Here is a 24,220-nt window from a genome sequence, read left to right as displayed (position 1 = left end):
TCCGCTTCAGTTGACCATAGCCACCCGTTTTGCAGCTGGCTTTTCGTTACTTTTATTTCCCTTATTCGCCCTTTCCTCGCATATGCCCCGCATCCTGATAATTGACGACGAAAAAGCTATTCGGAACACTCTAAAGGAGATTCTGGAATACGAAAACTACCAGGTAGACCAAGCCGAGGACGGCCCCACGGGCCTCGATATGCTCATCAAGGACAAGTATGATGTAGTGCTTTGCGACATCAAAATGCCCAAGATGGATGGCATTGAGGTGCTGGAGCGGGCCCGCATCGTAGCGCCCGATGCCGCCTTTATCATGGTATCGGCACACGGCAACGTGGAAATGGCCGTAGACGCCACCAAAAAAGGTGCCTACGACTTCCTGCAAAAGCCACCAGACCTAAACCGCCTGCTGGTAACGGTGCGCAATGCCTTGGACCGCACCAAGCTGGTAGCCGAAACTAAGACTCTGAAGAAGAAAGTAGCTAAAAGCTCCGAAATGGTGGGCTCCTCCAGGGCACTGGAAGCCGTGCGCAAAGCCATTGAAAAAGTGGCCCCTACGGATGCCCGCGTGCTGATTACCGGCCCCAATGGTGCGGGCAAGGAAATGGTAGCCCGCCAGTTGCACGAGCTCAGCAACCGCAACAATGGCCCCTTGGTGGAAGTAAACTGCGCCGCTATTCCCTCGGAACTGATTGAGTCAGAGCTGTTCGGCCATGAAAAAGGCTCGTTCACCTCCGCCGTGAAGCAGCGCATCGGCAAGTTTGAGCAGGCCGATGGCGGCACGCTTTTCCTGGATGAAATTGGGGATATGAGCCTTTCGGCTCAGGCCAAAGTGCTGCGCGCGCTGCAGGAAAACAAGATTACCCGCGTGGGCGGCGAGAAGGAAATTTCCGTGAACGTGCGGGTACTAGCCGCTACCAACAAAGACCTGCAGCACGAAATTGCCGAGCGCAACTTCCGCGAAGACCTCTACCACCGTCTTTCCGTCATCCTCATCAAAGTGCCCTCGCTCAACGACCGGCGCGAGGATATTCCGGAGCTGGTGCAGAAGTTCCTGCAGGACATTGCCAACGACTATGGCAACAAGCCCAAGAAAATCGACGAGGCGGCTCTGAATTACCTGCAGGGCCTGGACTGGCGCGGCAACATCCGGGAGCTGCGCAACGTGGTAGAGCGCCTCGTCATTATGAGTGACGACACCATTACGGAAGACGACGCAAAAGCTTACGCCGGCAAATAATTTCGGCGGCTTACGCCCCTTTTATTCAGCGCCCCTGCCCTCTCCCGGCAGGGGCGCTTTGCTTTTCCGGAAGCCAACTACGGAACCATTAAAATTTGGTTGCTGTCTGAAGAAAACAAAATGGCGAATTGCATCTTTTCCAGCGCTGGAAGCCGGAAACAGATGAATTCAGCACCGATTTGGTGTTTTTCCATCAACCCAATCCCATTTCATGTCGAAATCCTTGTTGAATTTCCGGGTAGGAATCGTAGTGAGTGCCGCTACACTGAGCATGGCTTTACTGGCCGGCTGCGCCAAAGACACGGTAGCTCCAGCCGAGCCTTCCGCATTGTCTGGCATAAGCGCTACGGCAGATGTCAAAGCTGTTGGGCAGGTTATTCCCGGTCGCTACATTGTGGTGCTGAAGGAAGGCAGCGTTGGCTTGACTACGGAAGCCTACGAGGAAAAAATCAAGAAAGTGAAAGGCGTTGCGCAGGGCCTGCTGAAAAAGCGCGGGCTGCGCCCCGAGAAAGTAGACCGGGCCTATGGTCACGCGCTGCAGGGCTTTTCTGCTGAGCTGACATCCGAAGAAGCGGCTCAGCTGGCTCAGGATGCCAGCGTAGCCTACGTGGAGCCCGACCAGGTTATTAAGGTTGAACAAACTACTGGCGGCACCACTACCACTTCCACGCAATCCATTCCCTACGGTATTAAGCGGGTTGGCTATGGCAGCGGCGTAGGTAAAGTAGCCTGGATAATCGACACCGGCATTGACCTGACCCACCCTGACCTGACGGTGGATAAAGCGCGTAGCCGCACGTTTATCACCACCGGCACCGATGCCCCTACAGCCAACGATGGCAACGGCCACGGCACCCACGTAGCGGGTACTATTGCTGCCAAAAACAACCTGGTAGGTGTTGTAGGTATAGCAGCTGGCGCAACCGTTGTGGCAGTGAAAGTGCTGGCAGCCGATGGCAGCGGCACCTCCTCCGGCGTTATTTCCGGCATCGACTACGTCTCGGCAAATGGCAAAGCAGGCGACGTAGCTAATATGAGCTTAGGCGGCAGCACTTCCCAGGCCTTGGATGATGCCGTAACCCGTGCAGCCAACAAGGGCATTCTATTCGCCGTGGCCGCCGGTAACGATGCCCAAAGCGCCACCCTGCACTCCCCGGCCCGCGTGAACAATGCCAACGTTTTCACCATTTCGGCCATGAACAACCTCGATACCTGGGCTTCGTTCTCCTGCTTCGGCAACCCGCCGGTAGATTACTGCATGCCCGGCGTGAGCATCACCTCCACTTATAAAGGTGGTCAGTATGCTACTATGAGCGGCACTTCTATGGCTACCCCCCACATGGCTGGTGTATTGCTGATGCGCGGCAAAAGCTTCACCCGCAGCGGCTACGTGAAATCGGATCCTGACGGCAAGCCCGACCCCATTGCGCATTTGTAAGCGTCTGACTTTGTATGCATCATAAAAGAGAAAACCCTGACCAAATCCGGTCAGGGTTTTCTCTTTTATGATGCTTCGTCTGCGGCTCTGCATGGCGGAATTGAGGCTTTGCTTTGCTCTTACCCCACCATCTGATTACAGCCGCGCACGTCGGAGTTGTCCATGCGGCCCAGCACCTCAAACGAGTTATCGGGGTGCATTCTGGCCAGGTCTTTGGTTTCGATGAAGGCACAGCTGTCCACGTTGGCCAGGTCAATGACGTTAATGGCACCATCGGGGCGGTTTTCACTCAGGGAGAAAGGGTCGGAAGGGTCTCGGAGGAGGATGCGTAGCTGCGGGGGCGCGTGGAAGCGGCCGTCGCCGAGGCTGTAGGCTTGGGAGAGCAGCTCCGTCATGCCATATTCGGAATGAATACCGGCCGGGCCAAAGGCTTGCTGCAACTCCGCGTGCAGCTCTTCGCGAATCATTTCCCGGCGGCGGCCTTTCATGCCACCGGTTTCGAGGACTGTGAGGTTTTGCAGGGCCGGAGCAGCTCCAAATTCGGCCACCAGATCCAGCAGCGCATACGATACCCCGATCAGCATAATGCGGCGGCCGGGCACTTGCTTCGCCTCACTTAGAGCTTGGAGAAGGGCAGCGTGGTTGCGCAGGAAGAAGGCGGGTTGGTGCTGGCCCGAGGCGGCGGCAAAATGCTCCACCATGGCCACTAACGAGGAGTTTCCCTGTTCCAGATACGAGGGCAACAGAGCCAGAAAAATCCAACCGGAAAGTGGGCCGTAATACTGTTCAAAAATGCGGGCGGCGTTGCGGCGGTACAACTGCGGCTCACGCACAAAATGGCGGCTGCGCTGCTGTAGGGTTGTGCCGCTGCTCAGAAACAATTCTTCTGGCTTCCACTCCTGCGGAAGGGTACGCACCTCATGGGTTTTAAAGAACTCGATGGGCAGAAACGGAATGTCCGTCATTTGCTGAACCTGGTCAGCTTTACGGCCTAGCAGCGCCAGATATTCCCGATAGGGAGGACAATTCACGGCTTGATGCCGAAAAAGCTGTAGCGCGGCATCTTCAAAAGAAGCCGGTGTCAAACTATCCAATGCCTGGAGATGCTGCTGGCGGAAACTCATTAGCGTACAACTGGGTTTTGGGAAAGCAACAAAGTGCGGAGTGCTTCGTTGAGAATCCGTACCTTTTCCCGCCCACTTAGGGGTATTTCTATTCGTATGGCTCCCACGTCTACATTTCGCTTGGTAAGGTCTTCAGCATTAATTATCGGCTGCGGCCTGCTGTTGAATGCCTGCATCACGCCCCCGGATTACCCGGATACGCCTAGTATTGAGTTTAAGGATATCAAAGCGGTGCGCAAAAGCCCGGTTACCGGCACTTATGATTCCGTAGCGGTAACGGTTTCATTTAAGGATGGCGACGGTGACCTGGGGCTGGACCCCACGGACACCATTCCTCCCTACAACCAGTACAATGCTGACGGGACGGAAAACCGCTTCTACAACAATTACTTTTTTCAGCCGCTGCTAAAAGGGGAAGACGGCGTGTTCCGCCCCCTTGATTTTGCCTTTCCCTATAACAGCCGCTATCCACGCCTGACGACTACGGAACGCAATGAGCCCATCAAAGGTGACCTGACGTTTTCACAGCTGTTCTTTCGCGGCTCCTTCCCTGCCGGTGCTGAAGTACGCTTTGAGGTCACCATTGTAGACCGTGCCCTGCATGAAAGCAACAAAGTAATGACCTCCTCCATCATCATTCCCTGAAGTAGTCTGTCGCCACCAAAGCAAACGCCCACCCCTTCGATAACCGAACGGATGGGCGTTTTTCTTGCAGCTTAGTAGATAGCCGGGAACTGTTTGGGGTCGGCTTCCTGCATCAGCTCATACACGGCATCAAACACATCTTCGGCGTTGGGCTTGCTGAAGTAGTCACCATCGGAGCCGTAGGGCGGGCGGTGCGGCTGCGCGGCCAGGCAGCGTGGCTGTGCGTCCAGGAACTGGTATGCGCCCTGCTCGTCCAGCACCTGCTGCAGCATATAGGCCGTAGCGCCGCCTGGCAAGTCTTCATCAGCAAAAAGCACGCGGTTGGTTTTACGAATGCTGTCCGTGATGACATGCTCCAAGTCGAAGGGCAACAGCGTTTGCACGTCGATAACTTCGATGGAAATACCTACGTCGGCCAACTGCTTAGCGGCATCCAGGACAATGCGGCACATGGAGCCGTAGGTTACCACCGTTACATCGGAGCCTTCGCGCAGGGTTTCGGGCATGCCCAAGGGCAGCGTAAACTCGCCTACGTTCTGTGGGATTCGCTCTTTCAGTCGGTAACCGTTCAGGCACTCAATTACAATGGCCGGCTCATCGGAGCGCAGCAGCGTGTTGTAGAAGCCGGCCGCCTGCGTCATGTCGCGCGGGACGCACAGGTGCATGCCGCGGATGGACCCCAGAATCATTTGAATGGGTGAGCCGGAGTGCCAGATACCTTCCAGACGGTGGCCGCGGGTGCGCACTATCAGCGGAGCTTTTTGGCCGCCTTTGGTACGGTACTGCAGGCAGGCCACATCATCACTCAGAATCTGGATGGCGTAGAGAAGGTAATCCAGGTACTGAATTTCCGTAATGGGACGCAGGCCGCGCAACGCGGCACCTATGCCCTGCCCCACAATAGTGCACTCCCGGATACCGGTATCGGTTACGCGCAGCTCACCAAACTTATCCTGCAAACCCGCAAACGCCTGGTTTACGTCGCCAATCTTACCCACATCTTCCCCGATGGCGAAAATGGTAGGGTCGCGGCGGAAGTTGGCTTCGAAGCAAGCCTGCAGCACCTCGCGGCCGTCTACCAGGTGGGCATCGGCGGCAAACTCAGCGGGTACTACTTCAATGTTGCCTACGGCCTGCTCGCTCTGGCTGTAGAGGTAGGAGTTGTAGCGGTCGGCATTTTCGGCCAGAGCCTGTTCCAGCCAGTTCTGCAGCTCGCGGCGGGCGCCGCTGCGCTGGCTGCGTACCTGCCGCAAAGCACGGCGCACAGTACGCACCAAATCGGCGCGGATGGGCGTGGTGTTGTGCTCCAGGTGCTCTACCAGCTCGTGCAGGCTGTTTTCGGTCCCGGTTTCGGCTACCAGCTTATTCAGTAGGGCTACGGTTTCGTCGCGCTCCTGCTTAATGGGCGTGAAGAAGGCATCCCAGGCCGCTACGCGGGCCAGTTTTACTACGTCCCGGCTTTCATTCTCAATCTGCGTAAGCTCCTCTTCCGTGGCGTGGCCTTCGGTGAGCATCCACTCGCGCATTTTGGTCAGGCAGTCGTGGGCTTCTTCCCAGCCAAGGCGCTCCTTGCTCTTGTAGCGCTCGTGCGAGCCGCTGGTGCTGTGGCCCTGGGGCTGGGTTACTTCGGTTACGTGAATCAGCACGGGCACGTGCTGAGTGCGGCACAGCTCGGCGGCCCGCTGGTAGGTATCTACCAGAGCCGGGTAGTCCCAACCCTTCACCACGAAAATCTCAAAGCCCTGCTGGCCTTCGCCTTCGCGCTGCAGACCCATCAGGATTTCGCTGATGTTCTGCTTGGTGGTCTGGTACTCGGCGGGCACGGAAATGCCGTAGTGGTCGTCCCACACGCTCATCAGCATGGGAATCTGAAGCACGCCGGCGGCATTCAGCGCCTCGAAGAACATGCCCTCGGAGGTGCTGGCGTTGCCAATGGTGCCGAAGGCTACCTCATTCCCATTGATGGAAAAGTCGGTGCGGTCGTGCAGTTCCGGGTTCTGGCGGTAGAGCTTGGAGGCATAGGCCAGACCCACCAGGCGCGGCATTTGGCCGGCGGTGGGCGAAATATCGGCGGAGGAATTCTTGGTAGTGGTCTGGCTTTTGAAGTTGCCGTCCTCGTCCAGCAGGCGGGTGGCAAAGTGGCCGTTCATGGCGCGGCCACCGGTAGCGGGCTCAGCGTCCACGTCGGGGTGAGCGTAGAGCTGGGCGAAGTATTGCTGCAGGGTCAGCTCACCAATGGCGAACATGAAGGTCTGGTCGCGGTAGTAGCCGGAGCGGAAGTCGCCGTTCTGGAAGGCGCGGGCCATGGCCAGCTGAGGCAGCTCTTTGCCATCACCGAAGATGCCAAACTTGGCTTTGCCCATGAAAACTTCCTTGCGGCCCGCCAAGGAGGCGTGGCGGCTTTCCCAGCCCAGACGATAGTCGCGGAGCAGGTCTTCTTTGCTGAGCGCAGCGGCAGCGGTAATTTCGGCGGATGCAGGGGTGGGCATACGGGTCGGGTGGGCAGGGGGAGGGAAGAATGAGTGCGGCAAAAACGCGCCGCGGCGGCCGCGGTTATTCCGGTCGGCGGGTCAAAAGTACGGATTTGGGCGCGACCATCAACCGTCGGTCATTTCCAGCCCTGTACGGGTGCACAGCGTTTTTGGCTATCTTTGAAGTAGCATTCTGCTCCGGCTGCCTGCCGGCAGTCTGGGCACCTTATTTGCGTACGGCCTGCGGCCCTGTTTCTTCATTACACTTAAAACCCGCATCTGTGGCGGGTACTATTATGAAACATCTTTTCGCACTTGTATTTGCCTTGTCAATAACCTTAGGCGCCCGTGCCCAGGGTGTTATTACTTTTGAAAAAGAGCTGCATGATTTTGGTAAGATTGCCGAAGGAACACAGGCCACCCACGAATTCCGCTTCAAAAACACTGGCAATCAACCCATCGTGATTAATGATGTGCGGGCTAGCTGCGGCTGCACCACCCCGGACTGGACCAAAACACCCGTATTGCCCGGCAAAAGCGGTATGGTGAAGGCCGTGTATAACAGCGCTGGTCACTTGGGCGTGTTCAATAAAACCGTGACTATTACCAGCAATGCCGCCACTCCCAGCAAAACGCTGACAATTCAGGGCACCGTATTGGCTAAAGATGAAATGAAAAAGGCGCTGACGCCGGCCCAGCTAGCGCAGTCGCCGCGCCTGGTGCCGGACCGCACTGTGCATGATTTTGGCAAAATGGAAGCTGGCCAACAGCCTATTGCGCGCTTTACTGTGCGCAACACCGGCAAAACTGACCTGGTTTTGGGGGCTTTATCCAGCAACTGCTATTGTGTAGGCTTTAAAAGCACTCCTGCTCCCATTAAACCCGGCCAAAGTGCCGTGCTGGAACTGATTTACAGCCAGCGCAAACTGGGCACTATGACTGATGAAGTAACTCTTAATTCTAATGACCTGCACGGCGACACCAAGCTGACGCTGAAGGCCAACGTAGTAAAAGACCTGAACGTAGGAAGCATGGTAAAGGAGAGTGACTCTACGGTGCCGTTTAAGTAAACCATCAAACCATATGATAACTGTCATCCGGAGCGGGCTTCGGATGACAGTTTCTTTTTTACCGTGCCGCCACATGTAATTCCGCCTTATCTTTGCACCCGCTTTCAACGGCAATTTTTCCACCCACCCTCACATTAGCTTTCTGCCATGATCATCGGCGTACCGAAAGAAATAAAGAATAACGAAAACCGCGTGGGCCTGACGCCTGCTGGCGTAGCTGAATTCCGCAAGCACGGCCACGAGGTGTACGTGCAATCTACTGCCGGTTTGGGCAGCGGTTTCCAGGACGCCGAATACGAGCAGGCTGGCGCTACCATTCTGCCTACTATTGCCGATGTATATGGCAAGGCTGAAATGATTGTGAAGGTGAAGGAGCCGATTGCTTCGGAGTATCCCCTAATCAAGGAGAACCAGCTGCTGTTCACTTACTTCCACTTTGCCTCCGGCGAGGAGCTGACCCACGCCATGATTGAGCGCAAAGCCGTGTGCCTGGCTTACGAAACCGTAGAGCTGCCCAGCCGCGCGCTGCCCCTGCTCATTCCGATGAGCGAAGTGGCTGGCCGTATGGCTCCGCAGGAAGGCGCTAAGTACCTGGAGAAGCCGCTGAAAGGCCGCGGCATTCTGCTGGGCGGCGTACCCGGTGTGAAGCCGGCTGAAGTTCTGGTACTGGGTGCCGGTATTGTAGGCACGCAGGCCGCTAAAATTGCCGCTGGTCTGGGTGCTCAGGTTACCGTAATGGACATCAACCTGAACCGTCTGCGCGAGCTGGACGACTTCATGCCCAAAAACGTGGTAACGCAGTATTCCAACGAGTACAACATCCGGGCAGCAGTGAAAACCGCTGACCTCATCATTGGCGCCGTGCTGATTCCGGGTGCAAAAGCTCCCCACCTCATCACGCGCGACATGCTGAAGACCATGAAGCCCGGCACTGTGCTGGTGGACGTGGCCGTGGACCAGGGTGGCTGCATCGAAACCTGCAAGCCAACCACCCACGAAGACCCTACCTTCATCATCGACGACATTGTGCACTACTGCGTGGCCAACATGCCCGGCGCGGTGCCTTATACTTCTACCCTGGCCCTGACCAACGCTACGCTGCCGTACGCCGTGAAGCTGGCGAACCTGGGCTGGCAGGAAGCCTGCCGCCGCGACGAGGCCCTGCGCCTCGGCCTGAACGTGGTGAATGGCAAAGTTGTGTACAAAGGCGTAGCTGATGCCTGGAACCTGCCGCTGGAGTCGGTTGAGTCGGTAATGGAAGTAGCCGTTGCTTAATTAAACAGCTGATTTAGCGTATTAAAGCCTTTCCGGCCCTGGGTCGGAAAGGCTTTTTACCTTTGTCCCACTTATGAAAGGCATCATTTACACTGGTGGCGAGCTAACCGACCTCGTCACGTTTGCCCGGCTTCCCTCCTATCTGCAGACTTTTTTGCGTGAGCAGAACGGAGTGGTGGCTTACTTTGGGGGGCTGCATATTCGGGGCTGCGTAACGGAGCCCACGTGGCACTCTTTGGCGGAGGCGTGGCAGGGCCTGCACGCTTTCTGGCGTGTTTACGACACGGTGCAGGAAGCCGACATTCCCTTTGCCCAGGACTGCGTAGGCAACCAGTTCCTGCTGCGCGGCGACGCGGTGCTGTTTCTGGACACCGAAACCGGTGAGCTGGCTGATCTGGAAGTGGACTTCAAGCATTTCCTGTTCGGGGCCGAGAAGTTTCCGCTGGATGCCCTGGGCATGGAGCCATTGCGCACCTTTCAGCAGCGCGGCGGGGTGCTACAGCCTGGGCAGCTTTTGAGCCTATATCCGCCAGTGTGCGTGGCCACTGAAAAGCAAACGCCTACCATCAAGCCCAAAACAGTGGCCGAGCGGCTGCAATGGCTGGCCGATTTCTACCGGCAGATAAAGGATTTGCCCAGCGGGCAGCGCATCCGCTTCCGCCCGGCCGAATAGCTTTTTCTGCCTGATGCCCTCCCTCCCGCTGCGTTTACTGCTTCGTCGGTTTGCCCTCTTGCTGGGGGTGTATGTGCTGCTGCGCGCGGGGTTTTATGCTTTTAATTACGATACGTTTCAGGAGGCCTCGGCGGGTCAGGTAGCGCTGGCCTTCTGGCACGGTTTCCGGTTCGATATTTCGGCCCTGCTGCTCCTGAACCTGCCTTTCGTGGTGCTATCCATAATTCCGGCGCTGGGGCGCAGGTGGCAGCGGCTGTTGTGGGGTATCTACCTGCTGCTGAATGCGCTGGGTATTGCCCTGAACATTGTGGATTGGGAGTACTTCAAATTCATTGGCCGCCGCACCAGCAACGAGCTAACCACCATTGGGGCTGATGTGCAGCGGCAGGCCGGGCAGTTGGTGGGTAACTACTGGTTTCTTGTGCTCCCGTTTGTGCTGCTGCTGGCGGCGCTGTGGTACTTCTATCCCATGCCGGAAAGGTGGCAGCTGGTTAGTGATGCTGATGAACAACCAACTTTAAAAAGGCGCCCACCCGGAAACAGACATTGGTTGCTGCTGATAGAGGCACTACTAGTAGGTGGATTTACCGTGCTGGGTATCCGAGGCGGGCTGCAGCTAAAGCCCTTGCGTACGGGCGCTGCTTTTGCCCAGCAGCCAGCCACGCTGGGTCACCTGGCCCTCAACAGCACCTTCACGTTCCTGAAAAGCCTGGGTTATGAAAACCTGGAACACCGCCGCTATTTCGCCTCGGAGGCTGATTTGCGGCAGGCTCTGGCAGTCGACCCGGCGCCAATGTTGCCAGCTCCGGAGCCGCGCCGCGACAATGTAGTAGTGCTGCTATTGGAGAGCTTTGCTTCGGAATACACGGGCGTAGAAAATGGCGGCCGCGGCGGCTACACTCCTTTCTTTGATTCGCTGGCAACGCATGGCGGGGTGCTTTTTCAGGAGCACTATGCCAATGGCCGTCGTTCTATTGAGGCGCTGCCGGCTGTGCTGGCGGGGCTGCCGCCTTTGCTGGAAAGCCCGTTCATTACCTCCAACTTCCAAACCAACGAGCTGCACGGACTGGGCGAAATCCTGGGCAAGCAGGGCTACACTACGTCTGTGTTTCATGGCGCCGAGAATGGCTCTATGGGTTTTAATACCTTTGCCGGGGTAGCCGGCATTCAACGTTACTATGGCCTGAGCGAATACCCCGGCAGCCGCCAAAGCCCTGATTACGATGGACACTGGGGTATTTTTGACGAGCCCTACCTGCAGTATTTCAGCCAGCAGCTGAGCCAGCAAAAGCAGCCTTTTTTTTCAACGCTATTCACGCTGTCTTCGCACGAGCCCTTCACAGTACCACGGCAATACAGCGGGCGGTTTCCAAAGGGTACGCTGCCCATTCATGCGGCTATTGGCTACACTGATTTTGCCCTGCGCCAGTTCTTCGCCGCGGCCAGCCAGCAGCCCTGGTACCGGAATACGCTGTTTATTCTCCTAGCCGACCACACGTCCCAAACCGACCGGCGTGGCTATCAGAATACCTTGGGCAGTTACAAAACACCGCTGCTGGTTTTCCATCCCGGTCAGCCATTGCCCGCGGCAAATGTGCACCGCATCACGCAACAGGCAGATGTACCGGCCACTGTCCTCGATTATCTTCGGGTGCCTGCCCAGGGCAAGTTGCTGCCTTTCGGCTACTCTGTTTTTGATACCACCAACACCGGCCGGGCGGTTTTTCTGAGCGGCGGGTCCTGGTTTCTGGTTCACTCCGATTTTGTGACCGAGCTAACAGCCGACGACCAGGTGCGCCTCTTCCCTTATCAAACGCACCGCCTACCCGCTATGCCCCTGGCAAATCCGGACCCGCAAAAGTTACGGCAGTATGGCAACGAGCTGAAAGCCTGCGTGCAGCTTTATATTAATGGGCTGATTGACAACCGGCTGTATCAGCACCCAAAATCGTCATAAAGCTGCCCTATACGCTTTCTGAGCTGTTTATCTAAGCGTTATTCCCCATTATTAGGCTCTCCCGCCAGACGGGAATGAATAGCACGAATCTCCTCACTATCAATGGGTTTGTGAATGAGGCCGGCTACAAGCGTATATCGTTTGGCCTTTTCCATATCTGACAAGGCCAAAGAAGAAGTCAGAATATAGATGTGACAGCGGCCCGCCAACTCGTCCTGATACGGCTTTAGGGCATCCAGAAACTCCCAGCCATTCATAACCGGCATATTCAGATCCAGGAATACGACGTCGGGCGGGGCAGCTTTCTTCTCGCCGACCAGGGTAGTTAAGGCTTCGGTAGCGGACTGAAAGGTGGAAATGCAATTTGAAAAGCCTTCTGCCCGCAACAACTGCTCGGTAAGATAAATACCGAGGTCATCGTCATCAATCAGGTAGGTTTTCATCTGCATGGTGGCTAAAATAAAGAATAAATCGGGTACCCTCATTCATCCGGCTTTCAACCGTAATCTGCCCACCCATGGATTCTACGTGGGATTTTACCAGAAACAGGCCAATCCCCCGGCCTCTTTTATCGGTGTGAAAGCGCCGGTAGAGCTGAAAAACATCCTCGCCCGCCTTTTTCTGATTGAACCCCGAGCCATTGTCTGCAATGGTAATGGTGGTACCCTCGTGGGGCTTGTCTACTGCTTTTATTTCGATACGCAAAGGCCGCTCGTCTGAGCGGTACTTAATGGCGTTGGAAATCAGATTATGAAAAATGCTGTGAAAATAAGCCCGGTTTCCGCGCACGCGCAACGTTTCGGGAATGTCACAGATGATCTGTCCACCACTCTCCTGCAGTGGTTCTTCTAAACCCAAAAGAGCCTGTTGGCACACCGCAGCCAGGGCAACCGGCTCGGGGCGGTAGCCCCCCTGCTTATCCCGAATGGACAGAATGCTGGTTACATCCGTCAATATTTCATCCAGCAGCTCCATGCTGGTCTGTAGGTTTTTCACCGACTCATCGAACACCGGGGAGTCTTTTTCCACGCGTGAAATCAAATCCGCATAGCCGATGGCATTAGCCAGGGGTGCCCGCAGGTTATGGGATACGATGTAGGCGAACTGCTGCAAATCCGCATTTTGCTTAAAGAGCTTATCGGCCATGAGGCGCTGCCGCTCCTCTGTTTCTTTGCGCTCGGTGATGTCCTGCATGGAGCCAATCATACGTTCGGGCTTGCCCGTAGCATCCCGCACGATGTAGCCCCTATCAAAGACCACTGCCCAGGACCCGTTTTTCTGTTTAAAGCGGTACTCATCCTGCCAGAGCGTGGTGGTTGAGTGGTTCACTTCCCAGAGCTTGCCATTTAATACCCTGTCTTTGTCCTGAGGGTGCACCAATGCCAGCCAGATGTTGAAGGGAGAAGGGTTTTGCTCCAGCTGATGCCCAAAGGAGGTTTCCAGTCCCTCGCCCCAATAAATGGTGTCGGTGGCAATGTTCCAGTCATAAATAGCATCGGTGGTTGCCCGCAACACATACTGAAACCGCTCGTTGCTGAGCCGCAAGGCCTCTTCCGTTCTTTTTTGATCGGTCAGGTCATGCACTACGCCCACCAGCTGGGTGCAAACCCCGGCCTCATCCAGCACGGGCGTCACGCTGACTTCGCCCGTCACCTGCCCCGTGGGATAGTCAGAAGTTTCCAGCCAGGCAACACGCTTTTGGGTGGTAACGGCTTCCTGATATTTTGCTAAAACCAGGCTTAGAGATGGTTCCGGAATGATGGCGTCCACATAGCTGCCAATTACTTTTTCCGGCGGCAGCCCCGTAGTTCTCTGGAAGGCTTTATTGGCGAAAGTGAACCGATACCGGCCATCCGGCTCCACATTCAGGACAAAAGTGACATCCGCAATGGAATCGAAGATAACGGAGAGCTGATGTTCCCGCTCCTGTAGGGCGAGGGGAGCAGAAGGTGGCTCCAAGCCTACGCTGGCCATACCATATACCCCTCTGATTTGTCCATCGGCCAGCAGCGGAAACAGGTGTAAGCTCTGCTTCTGAGGCGAGGCGCCTAACAGCACAGTTTCCAAGTGCACCATTTCGCCCGCCGCCGCCCGCTCAAAGCATTGCCGGCCATACGCGGCCGATTCCGGCGGCAGCAGTTGAAAAAAGCTGGTGCCTGCCAGCTGCGCGGTGGGCAGACCCAGCAACGCAGTAAAGCGAGCATTGCACTGCCGGAAATTCCCGTCTTCGTTCAGCATAAAAACGGCCGCTGCACTTTGCTCAAACCGCCTATTCACTGGCAATTCATCCCACTTCTGCATGGCCTTCAAGATTAGAGGTTGCAGGCTCCCACCGCCCTCGGCTAAATAAAGTAAAATTGCCCCGAACCTGCACTAACCTTCTATTTCTACCGGATTAAATCAGCGAGAAACACTGCCCGGATAGGCAGGTACTTCATGGAGCCGCTCGTTGGTACGCGCTTCAAAGTTTACGCGCCAGCAGAAATGGTCCAGGCCGTTGGTCAGCAGCAACAGCGGTGCACCAATGGTTTGGTTATACACAGCAGCCTGCTGAGCTACGGCCGCTGTAATCGGCACCGATGGGGCTTTGCACTCTACCAGCAGTAATGGGGCTCCTTCTGGCCCCATGGCACATAAATCGGTGCGCTTCTGGCGCTGGTTGTAGCGGTGGCCCCGCTCCAGGCTCAGCAGGCCTTTGGGGTAACCCCGGTGGTTGATGAGGTAATGTACTACATGCTGGCGCACCCATTCCTCGGGCGTCAGCACCACGTTTTTGCGGCGCAGAATGTCCCATATCAGCGAATTTACGCCAGATTGTGTAACTTTGTAGTCGAAAGGCGGCAGGTTCAGTTCTTGCATCACCTCCAAAGGTACGGCCCCTGCGTTTCGCTTTTTTTCTGGCTGCCGTCGTTCGTAAGGTCGACGGCTTTTTTGCAACCTATTCCCACCTAATCCATAGCCTATGAAATCAAAATCTGACATTGTAGAAAACTGGCTGCCCCGCTATACCGGGGTGCCTCTGAAGGAGTTTGGCCAGTATATTCTGCTGACCAACTTTATCAATTACGTAAATATGTTTGCCGAGCAGTTTGGCGTGGAGGTGCATGGTCTGGATAAGCCTATGCAGACCGCTACTGCCAATGGCATTACCATTATTAACTTCGGCATGGGCTCGCCCATGGCGGCCACGGTCATGGACCTGATTTCGGCCGTGAAGCCCAAAGCGGCCCTGTTCCTGGGCAAGTGCGGCGGCCTGAAAAACAAAACCAAGCTCGGCGACCTGATCCTGCCCATTGCAGCTATTCGCGGTGAGGGTACTTCCGATGACTATCTGCCCGCCGAAATTCCGGCCCTGCCCTCCTTCCGGCTGCAGCGCGCAGTTTCCTCCATGATTAAGAAGCATGAGAAGGACTACTGGACAGGCACAGTATATACCACCAACCGCCGCGTGTGGGAGCACGACGAGAACTTTAAAGAGTACCTGCGCCAGATTCGGGCCATGGCCGTGGATATGGAAACCGCTACCATTTTCACGGTGGGTTTTGTAAACGAAATTCCCCACGGCGCGCTGCTGCTGGTGAGCGACAACCCCATGACGCCTGAAGGCGTGAAAACGGCCGAGAGCGACAAGAAAGTTACCACCGACTACGTAACTGCCCACCTGCAAATCGGTATCGACTCGCTGCTGGAGCTGAAAAACTCCGGCGAATCGGTAAAGCACATGCGCTTCGAGTAAGAAAACATTCAATTACTGACATATTAATTTGAAAGGCCACGGCGCAAATCACCGTGGCCTTCTTATTTTCACGGCCGTTGCAGCCAACCCCAGTGCGTATGCCTTCGTCTGCCCCCGCCTTTCTTGCCATTGAGTACCGCGCCGACCTGCAGATTTTGATTGGCCGCTGGATGCGTTCTGTTATGCCCTTTGAACTACACCAGGGCTATGGCAAACTCCTGGACGAAGCCGTGACCTACAAGTGCCGCTATTGGCTGGTAGATATCCGCCGCCGTTCTTTTGTAGACGGCAATGATGTGGCCTGGATGATGGAAACGTTTTACCCGCAGGTGCAACCTCGCCTGGGCCGCACCACTTACCTGGCCTACCTGATGGCGCCGCACCAGTTGGCGGGAGTTCTCACCGATTCCAGCATTCCGGACCTGTCCGTGTTAGAAGGCCGGCCATACCAGCTCCAGCGGTTTACCGATGAAGCCGCCGCGCTGGAATGGCTGCAGCAGTGCTATGAGCACGACACGGTGACCAGCTAAAGCTGGACGATGCGGTGGAGTTATGTACTTTCGCTGCATGACCTTCTTGCTACGCTACCTCCCTTTGCTGGCCCTGCTTAGCAGCGCCGCCTGCCAGTCCACCAATTCCCGCCAGCCCGCCGATTTGGTGGTGTTTAATGCGACAGTATACACCGTCGACTCAGCTTTCAGCAAAGCTCAGGCTTTTGCCGTGAAGGATGGCCGTTTTCTGGCCGTTGGCTCCGCCGATGAGATACGGAACAAGTACCAGGGGGCCCAGGAATTAGACGCCAAGGGGCAGTTTGTGTACCCGGGCTTTTACGATGCACACTGCCACTTCTACCGCTACGCCCTGGGCCTGCGCGATGCTAATCTGGTAGGTACCACCTCCTGGGCTGAAGTAGTAAGCAAGTTGCAACAGCACCGCCAGAACCAGCCGCAAGCCGCCTGGCTGACTGGCCGCGGCTGGGACCAGAACGACTGGGCCGACAAGCAGTTTCCTACTAAAGACACCTTGGATGCGCTATTTCCCGATACGCCCGTTTTTATTACCCGCGTAGATGGGCATGCGGCGCTGGTGAACCAAAAGGCCCTGGATTTGGCCGGTATTACGGCCCGTACCCCCATTAGTGGTGGCACTATCACCAAAGATGCTAGCGGCCAGCTCACCGGTTTGCTTGTCGATAATGCGGTTGATCTGATTTCAGCTAAAATTCCGGAGCCGACCAAGGCTGAAGCCGACAAGGCCCTGCTCCTGGCACAGCAGCAATGCGTAGCGGTGGGCCTTACCAGCCTCGCCGATGCCGGCCTCGAGAAAGCCAACATTGACCAAATGGCTGCTTTGCAGCAGCAGGGCAAGCTAAAAGTACGCCTCTACGCCATGCTGGCTCCCACCAAGCAAAACCTTGACTTCTACCTGAAGAACGGGCCCGTTTTCCAGGACCGCCTCACAGTATGCAGCTTTAAAGTATATGCCGATGGTGCCTTGGGCTCACGTGGTGCCTGCCTGCTCCACCCCTACGCCGACCGCCCAAAGGAAACCGGGTTCTTGCTTTCTTCTATTGGCGAGTACCGTACGCTAGCCAAGAAACTGGCAGCCAGCAAATTTCAAATGAACACCCATGCCATTGGCGACTCCAGCAACCGCTTGCTGCTGGATATTTATGGTGAAGCCCTGAAAGGGCAGAAAGACCGGCGGTGGCGCATTGAGCATGCGCAGGTAGTAAGCAAAGCCGATGTACCTAAGTTTGGCCAGTACGGTATTGTGCCTTCTGTACAGCCTACGCACGCAACATCGGATATGTACTGGGCTGGCGAGCGGCTGGGGGCAGAGCGCCTGAAAACTGCCTACGCTTACAATGACCTGCGCAAACAATACGGACAGGTGGCACTGGGCTCCGACTTCCCCGTGGAAGACATCAACCCGCTCTTCGGCTTCCACTCCGCCGTAGCCCGCCAGGATGCCAAGAACTACCCGGCAGGCGGCTTTCAGATGGAAAATGCCCTCAGCCGCCCCGATGCTCTCCGCGGTATGACCACCTGGGCCGCCCACGCCGCCTTCGAGGAAAAGCAAAAAGGCAGCATTGCGCCCGGCCTAGCCGCCGACTTTGTGGTGCTGGATACGGATTTGCTGGAAGCCCCGAAGGAGAACCTGCGTGGTGCGAAAGTGCTCCGCACATTTATTGCCGGCGAGCAGGTGTTCGAGAAGAAATAATTCTGCTATCCAATAAAAAGGCCGCTCAACCTTCCGTGTGGAATCGTTGAGCGGCTTTTTTGGGGAGCAGAATTTCCTTATCCCCAGCTTGGGTCATCTGCGCTGGGGCCATACATCCCGGGCAGAGGAATATCGAGTAGACGCAGATAAACGGAAAGCTGCCCCCGATGGTGGATACTATGATTTAGGCCCATGATGCGCAAGGCAGCCCCTTTTGAGCGCTCCATCAGAGTTTGTTCGCCACGGTGCAGGCGGAAGCTGTGGGTGAGTTTTTCGTCGGAGGAGTCTTGCAGGGCCTGGCGTAAAGTGGCGCTGTACTGGTCAAAGCGGGCCAGCAACTCCTCACTGCTGGTGGGGGTTGGTCCGGGCTTAGGCCCGTTGGGGTCCAGGAAGTCGCGCGAATCGTGCTGCACGAAAAGCTGCTTGAAGGCCAGCAGATTTACAATGTGACTGGCCAGCTGCCACAGCTTCATGCTCTTGGGGTGGGGCTGATAGTCGGCCTTTTCATAGGGCACGCGCTCCAGCAGCTTGCGGGTGATGGCTAATTCGTGGTCCAGCTCGGCCAGAATGTTTTCCTGAAGGGAGGAAGTATGCATGTGGGTGGAAATGGGAAAGAGAAAGGGGTAAAAAAACACGAGCATCAACTCCGTGATGCTCGTGCAATAAACTCATCCTATCGGAATTTTTCAGGAAGCGGGTACCGCTACATTGGGCGTAGCAGGTGGGGTGCCCAGCGCCTGCGCATCAGTGGCATGTACTTCCCGCAGCTTTTTACCCCGTAACCGAAGCAGGAAAAACAAACCCAGAATAAAGAACACAATAAGCGCCAGAATGCTGTAGCGCATAGACCCCGTAAGTTGGGCAATAACCCCAAATACAGCCGTTCCAATTACAATGCTGAGCTTCTCTGTCACATCAAAAAAGCTGAAAAAGGAGGCCGTGTTGGGTGTGTCTTCCGGAATGATTTTGGAATACGTAGAGCGCGACAGGCTCTGAATGCCGCCCATCGTCAGGCCAATAACGGAGGCCAGAGCATAGAAGCTCCACCCGGCCTGCACAAAGTAGCCCGCAATGCAGATCAGGGCCCAAATCACCACCGACCAACTCAGGGCCCGGGTATTACCAATGGCCTCCGACAACCGCGCAAACAGGTATGCGCCCAGAATAGCCACTACCTGCAACAGCAGGATGGTGATAATCAGGGCTGAATCGTCCAGGTGCAGCTCGTCGGTACCAAACAGGGTGGCTACATACATTACTGTCTGCACGCCCATGTTGTAAGTGAAATAGGCCAGCAGAAACTTCTTCAGGTTAGGCAGATGCTGGAGCTGATTCCATACTTTAGCCAACTCCCGGAAGCCGTTCAGCACCCAGCCACTGTCGCCGGTGCTGGCACCGACAGCTCGGCCAGGGTCTTTGGGCAGGGTGAAGAAAGGAATCTGAGCGAAACCGGCCCACCACAAACCTGTGAGCAGAAACGACAGGCGCGCGGCCTGCCCCTGCGAAACGCCCACAACATCATGAAACTGATTGATGACCAGGCAAATCACCAGCAGAATAACGGAGCCTATGTAGCCCATGGAGAATCCGCGGGCGGAAAGCCGGTCATACTGGTCTTCGGTAGAAATATCCGGCAGGTAGGAATTGTAGAATACGATGGAGCCCGAGAAGCCCACCGTAGCCGCAATAAAGACAAACGTGGAGGCCGTGAGCGTACTGTCCGTAAAGAAGTACAGTCCGGCACAGGAGGCCGCACCCAGGTAGCAGAAAAACTGCAGAAACAACTTCTTGCGGCCGGAATAATCAGCCAGCGACGTTAGAAACGGGCTAAGCACCGCAATCAGAAGGAAGGCCGCAGAAATGGCGTATGTCAGCAGCGAAGAGCCCGGCACCTGCAACCCCAGAAAATCCACCGGGCTTTTACCGCTGTCAGTGTGGGTGATGGATTTCACTACCCCACTCCAGTAAATGGGAAAAATAGAGGACGTAATGACGAGCGGGTACACCGAGTTAGCCCAGTCATACATCGTCCAGCCGTTGGTGATGCGCTTGTTGTTTTTGGGCGCTGCTACCGGAGCAGCTGCCACAGAAATAGTAGTCATGAGGGCAGAATGAGAGGATGACACCGGGAAAGATAGCGGGATTTTACTGATGCATTTTCAGCTTCTATGTCCGCCATCAGCAACCGGGAAATGTGCCTTTGGCTTGTTGGAGCAGCTGCTCGTACTGTGCAGGCGTATCCACATCAAGAGAAGCGGCGGAAAACGGTACTGTAGCCACCTTATTTGGGTGCTGGCGCAGAAGCTGACGAGCACCGGCCTCGTCTGACATACTGCGTAACAGCGGTATCACTTCCTTTCCAAAAAGCGCCGGCACGCCCTGAATTTCGGCATATTCCGTTGCTACGATGGGGCAGTTGGCCGTCAGCTGCTTTTGCTGCAATGCCCGGAGCAAATCCGATGTAATCAGGGGCTGGTCACAGAGCATGATGAGCACGCCAGTAAGCGGTGCCAGGGCTTCGGCGGCCCGCAGCCCGGCCTTTATTGAAGCGCCCATACCCCGTTCCCAGCTTTCATTGCGCGTAATGGCCACCTGTAAGCCGGCAAGCTCCGGCAGCAGCTCTTCGTGTAAAGCGCCGGTTACTACTACCACAGGACCCAGATCTGCGTGAATGGCTGTTTCTGCGGCCCGCCGCAACAAGGATTTTCCCTCAAATGGCAAGAGCTGCTTGGGTTGCCCCAGCCGGGAAGAGGCCCCGGCAGCAAGGAGAATTATGGCAGGCATATGAAATAGTAAACACTCATTCTAAGCTGATGAAGGGCAGCTTAGATACCGCATACAGCATTTACCTGCCCCTGGAGTGCCAAAGGTCTATCTGCCTGATAGGGAAGATGAATAGGATCCGGAGAATCTCGCAGGAAACCGGCCGGCCGACTGGCCAAAACCGCCTGAATTTCGGCTACAATGGACAGCGCAATTTCTTCGGGGGTTTCGGCCCCCAGGTTCAGGCCAATGGGACTATATAAGCGCCCGGCCAACCTCGCTGCGGCATCCGGAAAATCCTGCTCCAGGTCGGCCAGTAGCCGCTCGTATTTCTTGCGCGGCCCCAGCAGCCCAATGTAGGGAACAGGCGTGGGCAACAAGTGGCGCAGCACCTCCAGATCATAATAGAAATTATGCGTCATCAGCAGCGCGATGCTGCCATCGTAAAGCGCCTCTTTCACTTGCTCCAGCGGCAGCACCTGCACCTGTTCCGCGTCGGGAAAGCGCGCCGGCTGAGCCTGGGCCGGGCGGCCATCTACCACCCTAACACGCCAGCCCAAACCCGCCGCCAGCCGCACCAGGGGCTGCACATCGTTGCCGGCACCATATACCGTAATTCGTACCGGTGGCCGCAGCAACTCCAGGCTGACACGCATTATGCCGCCACCCACGGCATAGCTACGGCTGGCTGGCTGGCCAGCGGCCAAAGTAATCCAGGCATCTGCCAGTACAGCTTCATAGCCTTCACTTTCCGCTGACAGAGTGCCTGCTACCTTTCCCTCCGCCATCAGCAATAACCGCTGGCCTACCTGCACTTCGGTGCCTGCGCCTTCCCAACTGTATACGGTGGCGAATACCCCCGGCGCTTCTGCCTCATTTGCCCAGCAGCGCAGCAGTTCCATGGGGTTTGCCGGGTTCTGATAATCCAGAGGCTCCAAAAGAATCTGGACCACACCCTGGCATCCCAGCGCGGAGCCGAACTGCAAGTCATCGTCGGGGTCGGTAGAATCGTAGGTGATGATGGTGGGGCGTCCCTGCAGTATGGTACGGCGGGCGCGCTGCCGGGCATCCCCTTCCAGACAGCCGCCACTAATGGCGCCCGTCAGTTGCCCATCCTCCGTCACCAGCATCCGTGCACCGGGGCGCCGGTAGGCCGAACCCGCAACAGCTACAACGGAAGCTAGGGCGCACATCCTTCCCGCTGCCCGGTAGGCATCGTAGGCTTGAAGCAGGCGTTGCAGTTCAGTCATGCTTGATGCGGATGAGAAATAAATATCCTAGGTGATTTACACGGTGGCAGCGGTGCCCAGTAGCTTGTCCGGCGTAATCGGCAGACTGCGGATGCGCTTGCCGGTAGCATGATACACTGCATTGGCCACGGCCGCTGCTACACCCACCATGCCCAGCTCGCCAATGCCTTTCACCCCCATAGCATTGATATAAGGGTCTTTTTCATCCACAAACTCAATGGTCATATCCGGAATGTCGGCTTGTACTGGCACGTGGTACCCAGCCAGGTCAGCATTCACGTAGCGCGCAAAATTCTGGTCGCGCTCGGTGGCTTCCATCAGGGCAGCCCCAATCCCGAAAATAGCGCCGCCAATCATTTGGCTACGGGCAGTTTTAGCATTCAGAATGCGCCCGGCACCGTGCACCCCTACCCAGCGCGTAACCCGCACCGTGCCCAGTTCGGGATCTACGCGCACTTCGCAGAAATGCGCCCCGAAGGAATGCATGGAATAAGTCTTGGGCTGGCTGTTTTGGTCAGTGGTTTTGTCGTCGCCCTCAAAACCTGCTCCGTAGCGTCCCATACCCGTGCTTTCAATATCGGTGAGACGCGCCCGTTCCAGAATGGCGGCAAAAGGCTCTGCTTTGCTGCGGTCCTTTTTCAGCATCAGCGTGCCACCTTCCACGATAATATCGTCCATTTTGGCGCGATACAACGGCGACTTGCTGTCGGCGCGGGCCAGCTCTTTCACTTTGCGCCACACATCCTGCGCCGCTACAAAAATGGACGACGACACGGTGCCGGCCGCTACCGAGCCACCGGAGTTAGGCGCGGTAGGCAGTGTGGTATCCCCTAGCTCAAAGCGGATGCGGTCCGGCGGCAGGCCCAGCACATCAGCAGACGTTTGCGTCATTACGGTATAAGTGCCGGTGCCCAGGTCGGTGGCGCCGCTTTGCACCACAGCGCGGCCATCAGCAAATAAGCGTACCCGGGCAGTACCCTGGGAGCTGTGCACGGGGTAGCTGGCCGTGGCCATGCCCATGCCCACCAGGTAGCGGCCGTCACGGGTCTGGCCGGGCTTGGGGTTGCGCTTGCTCCAGCCAAACAGCTCGGCTCCGCGGGCATAACATTCCTTCAGGCTTTTGCTTGACCATGCTTTACCATCGTTGGAGTCCTTTTCAGCGTAGTTTCTGAGCCGGATTTCAATGGGGTCGATACCCAGCTGGTAGGCAATATCATCCAGCGAGGACTCAATGGCGAAAGAGCCCGGCGCCTCACCCGGGGCCCGCATAAAAGTAGAGGGCATCACATTGGCGCGTGCCAGCTGATAGCTCGCTTCGAAGTTAGGGCAGGCGTAGAGCATGCCAATAATCTTGCTGTTCGACTCAGCATAGTTGTCCCAGGGCGAAGTGGTGGACGTTTTCTCGTGGATGAGGGCCGTGAGCTTCCCCTCCTTGGTGGCACCTACCTGCAATGTCTGAGTCTGGTCTTCGCGGTGCCCCACGGAGGTAAACATTTGTGGGCGAGTGAGCACCAGCTTTACCGGGCGCCCTACGCCCCGGGCTACCTGGGCGGCCAGCACGGTATGCGGCCAGCAAGAGCCTTTGCAGCCAAAGCCTCCGCCCAGATACTGCGTTATCACGCGCACCTGCTCCCGGGCCAGCCCAAACGTAGCCGCCAAAGAGGTTTGGGTGCGCGTGATGCCCTGCGTAGCATCATACACCGTAAGCCGGTTTCCTTCCCAGAAAGCCGTAGTAGCCGCCGGCTCCAGTGGGTTGTGGTGGTTGATGGCGTGCGTATACGTAGCCTTGTGCTGCACTGCCGATTGCGCCAGCGCTTCTTTCGGGTTGCCGCGCACCGTGTGGCCAGCCGTTTTCCCATCCTGAATTGCCTGCGGGTCAAAGAGCTTCGCTTTGGGGTCCTCGAAGCTGGCAATGGGCTCAGCGGCTTGGTAGCTTACTTTTACCAGCGTAGCCGCATGCTGGGCCCGCTCCAGGGCATCAGCAATAACCACGGCTATGGGCTGGTTGGCGTACTGCACTTCGTTGTTGGAAAGCGGCATGTACTTCATGGGCGGCGACCAGCCTTTGGGCTTGTCGGGGCTATTGGGAAGTACGGCCAGCGGGGGAATATTCAGGTGCGTGTACACGGCCAGGACGCCCGGCGCCTTCTCTGCCTGCGTGGTATCTAAACTCACCTTGGCATTGGCCATGGCGCTGGTAACCAGCACGGCGTACGTGAGCCCCGGCAGGGCAAACTCGGCCGAGTAGCGGGCCGCCCCCGTTACCTTCGCCCGACCGTCTACCCGGTCCATAGGTTTGCCCACTACCCCACCAGCTGGCTGTTCAAAAAACTTTGGTTCACTGCTCATGTAATC

The 24,220-nt window shown here is 56.6% G+C and carries 20 protein-coding genes; 10 read left to right on the top strand and 10 right to left on the bottom strand.

Features of this window, described 5'->3' with window-relative positions:
* Window positions 1–82: 82 nt before the first annotated feature.
* Both Q4G72_RS08970 and Q4G72_RS08965 read left to right on the top strand, forming a co-directional pair.
* Window positions 83–1,240 carry a sigma-54-dependent transcriptional regulator gene (locus Q4G72_RS08970; RefSeq protein WP_303311081.1) on the top strand — a complete coding sequence of 386 codons (1,158 nt, stop codon included), beginning with the start codon at window positions 83–85 and terminating at the stop codon, window positions 1,238–1,240.
* A 211-nt stretch (window positions 1,241–1,451) separates the two neighbouring features.
* Window positions 1,452–2,678 carry a S8 family serine peptidase gene (locus tag Q4G72_RS08965; RefSeq protein ID WP_303311080.1) on the top strand — a complete coding sequence of 409 codons (1,227 nt, stop codon included), beginning with the start codon at window positions 1,452–1,454 and terminating at the stop codon, window positions 2,676–2,678.
* Window positions 2,679–2,797: 119 nt separating this feature from the next.
* Here the strand turns inward: Q4G72_RS08965 and Q4G72_RS08960 are convergent, their stop codons facing one another.
* A complete protein-coding gene (locus Q4G72_RS08960) occupies window positions 2,798–3,802 on the bottom strand; it encodes a long-chain-fatty-acid--protein ligase (protein WP_303311079.1) in 1,005 nt (334 codons plus the stop codon).
* Between the two features lie 120 nt (window positions 3,803–3,922).
* On the opposite strand from Q4G72_RS08960, the gene Q4G72_RS08955 reads away from it, so the two are divergent.
* Window positions 3,923–4,447: a hypothetical protein gene (locus Q4G72_RS08955; RefSeq protein ID WP_303311078.1), complete on the top strand. Its 525-nt coding sequence runs from the start codon at window positions 3,923–3,925 to the stop codon at window positions 4,445–4,447.
* Window positions 4,448–4,518: 71 nt separating this feature from the next.
* Here the strand turns inward: Q4G72_RS08955 and Q4G72_RS08950 are convergent, their stop codons facing one another.
* Complete coding sequence (locus Q4G72_RS08950) at window positions 4,519–6,936, bottom strand: alpha-ketoacid dehydrogenase subunit alpha/beta (protein ID WP_303311077.1); 2,418 nt, start codon at window positions 6,934–6,936, stop codon at window positions 4,519–4,521.
* A 308-nt stretch (window positions 6,937–7,244) separates the two neighbouring features.
* Here Q4G72_RS08950 and Q4G72_RS08945 point away from each other — a divergent pair, with 308 nt between their 5' ends.
* The 4 genes from Q4G72_RS08945 (at window position 7,245) to Q4G72_RS08930 (ending at window position 11,893) form a co-directional block, all read left to right on the top strand.
* Window positions 7,245–7,988: a DUF1573 domain-containing protein gene (locus tag Q4G72_RS08945; RefSeq protein ID WP_303311076.1), complete on the top strand. Its 744-nt coding sequence runs from the start codon at window positions 7,245–7,247 to the stop codon at window positions 7,986–7,988.
* 147 nt (window positions 7,989–8,135) lie between these two features.
* Window positions 8,136–9,263, top strand: a complete 1,128-nt coding sequence (gene ald, locus Q4G72_RS08940) for an alanine dehydrogenase (protein WP_303311075.1) — start codon at window positions 8,136–8,138, stop codon at window positions 9,261–9,263.
* A 73-nt stretch (window positions 9,264–9,336) separates the two neighbouring features.
* Window positions 9,337–9,936 carry an SMI1/KNR4 family protein gene (locus Q4G72_RS08935; protein WP_303311074.1) on the top strand — a complete coding sequence of 200 codons (600 nt, stop codon included), beginning with the start codon at window positions 9,337–9,339 and terminating at the stop codon, window positions 9,934–9,936.
* A 13-nt stretch (window positions 9,937–9,949) separates the two neighbouring features.
* The gene (locus tag Q4G72_RS08930; RefSeq protein ID WP_303311073.1) at window positions 9,950–11,893 is read left to right on the top strand and encodes an LTA synthase family protein; all 1,944 of its coding nucleotides are present in this window, start codon (window positions 9,950–9,952) and stop codon (window positions 11,891–11,893) included.
* 38 nt (window positions 11,894–11,931) lie between these two features.
* On the opposite strand, the gene Q4G72_RS08925 is transcribed toward Q4G72_RS08930, so the two are convergent.
* The 3 genes from Q4G72_RS08925 to Q4G72_RS08915 all read right to left on the bottom strand — a co-directional run bounded on the left by Q4G72_RS08925 (window position 11,932) and on the right by Q4G72_RS08915 (window position 14,752).
* Window positions 11,932–12,336: a response regulator gene (locus Q4G72_RS08925; protein ID WP_303311072.1), complete on the bottom strand. Its 405-nt coding sequence runs from the start codon at window positions 12,334–12,336 to the stop codon at window positions 11,932–11,934.
* On the bottom strand, window positions 12,317–14,194 hold the full coding sequence (locus Q4G72_RS08920; protein ID WP_303311071.1) for a PAS domain S-box protein: 1,878 nt from the start codon (window positions 14,192–14,194) through the stop codon (window positions 12,317–12,319). Before Q4G72_RS08920 ends, Q4G72_RS08925 begins: the two co-directional genes overlap by 20 nt.
* Before the next feature lie 99 nt (window positions 14,195–14,293).
* Complete coding sequence (locus tag Q4G72_RS08915) at window positions 14,294–14,752, bottom strand: type I restriction enzyme HsdR N-terminal domain-containing protein (RefSeq protein WP_303311070.1); 459 nt, start codon at window positions 14,750–14,752, stop codon at window positions 14,294–14,296.
* Window positions 14,753–14,855: 103 nt separating this feature from the next.
* Here Q4G72_RS08915 and Q4G72_RS08910 point away from each other — a divergent pair, with 103 nt between their 5' ends.
* The 3 genes from Q4G72_RS08910 (at window position 14,856) to Q4G72_RS08900 (ending at window position 17,852) form a co-directional block, all read left to right on the top strand.
* Window positions 14,856–15,629 (top strand): AMP nucleosidase, encoded by a 774-nt coding sequence (locus tag Q4G72_RS08910; protein ID WP_303311069.1) that lies wholly within the window; start codon window positions 14,856–14,858, stop codon window positions 15,627–15,629.
* 98 nt (window positions 15,630–15,727) lie between these two features.
* The gene (locus Q4G72_RS08905; RefSeq protein WP_303311068.1) at window positions 15,728–16,159 is read left to right on the top strand and encodes a hypothetical protein; all 432 of its coding nucleotides are present in this window, start codon (window positions 15,728–15,730) and stop codon (window positions 16,157–16,159) included.
* Window positions 16,160–16,196: 37 nt separating this feature from the next.
* Window positions 16,197–17,852: an amidohydrolase gene (locus tag Q4G72_RS08900; RefSeq protein WP_303311067.1), complete on the top strand. Its 1,656-nt coding sequence runs from the start codon at window positions 16,197–16,199 to the stop codon at window positions 17,850–17,852.
* Window positions 17,853–17,929: 77 nt separating this feature from the next.
* Here the strand turns inward: Q4G72_RS08900 and Q4G72_RS08895 are convergent, their stop codons facing one another.
* The 5 genes from Q4G72_RS08895 to Q4G72_RS08875 all read right to left on the bottom strand — a co-directional run bounded on the left by Q4G72_RS08895 (window position 17,930) and on the right by Q4G72_RS08875 (window position 24,214).
* On the bottom strand, window positions 17,930–18,448 hold the full coding sequence (locus Q4G72_RS08895) for a DinB family protein (RefSeq protein ID WP_303311066.1): 519 nt from the start codon (window positions 18,446–18,448) through the stop codon (window positions 17,930–17,932).
* 90 nt (window positions 18,449–18,538) lie between these two features.
* Window positions 18,539–19,954, bottom strand: coding sequence for an MFS transporter (locus Q4G72_RS08890; protein ID WP_303311065.1), 1,416 nt, complete (start codon window positions 19,952–19,954; stop codon window positions 18,539–18,541).
* A 76-nt stretch (window positions 19,955–20,030) separates the two neighbouring features.
* Entirely contained in the window at window positions 20,031–20,636 is a 606-nt protein-coding gene (locus Q4G72_RS08885) for a nucleotidyltransferase family protein (protein WP_303311064.1), read from the bottom strand.
* Between the two features lie 41 nt (window positions 20,637–20,677).
* A complete protein-coding gene (locus Q4G72_RS08880; protein ID WP_303311063.1) occupies window positions 20,678–21,865 on the bottom strand; it encodes an XdhC family protein in 1,188 nt (395 codons plus the stop codon).
* 36 nt (window positions 21,866–21,901) lie between these two features.
* The gene (locus Q4G72_RS08875) at window positions 21,902–24,214 is read right to left on the bottom strand and encodes a xanthine dehydrogenase family protein molybdopterin-binding subunit (RefSeq protein ID WP_303311062.1); all 2,313 of its coding nucleotides are present in this window, start codon (window positions 24,212–24,214) and stop codon (window positions 21,902–21,904) included.
* Between the last annotated feature and the right edge of the window lie 6 nt (window positions 24,215–24,220).

The sequence above is a fragment of the Hymenobacter sp. BT730 genome, assembly GCF_030542105.1.
Classification (GTDB): Bacteria; Bacteroidota; Bacteroidia; order Cytophagales; family Hymenobacteraceae; genus Hymenobacter.
Note: the sequence above shows the minus strand (reverse complement) of the source record. Positions and strands in the feature narration are given on the sequence as shown.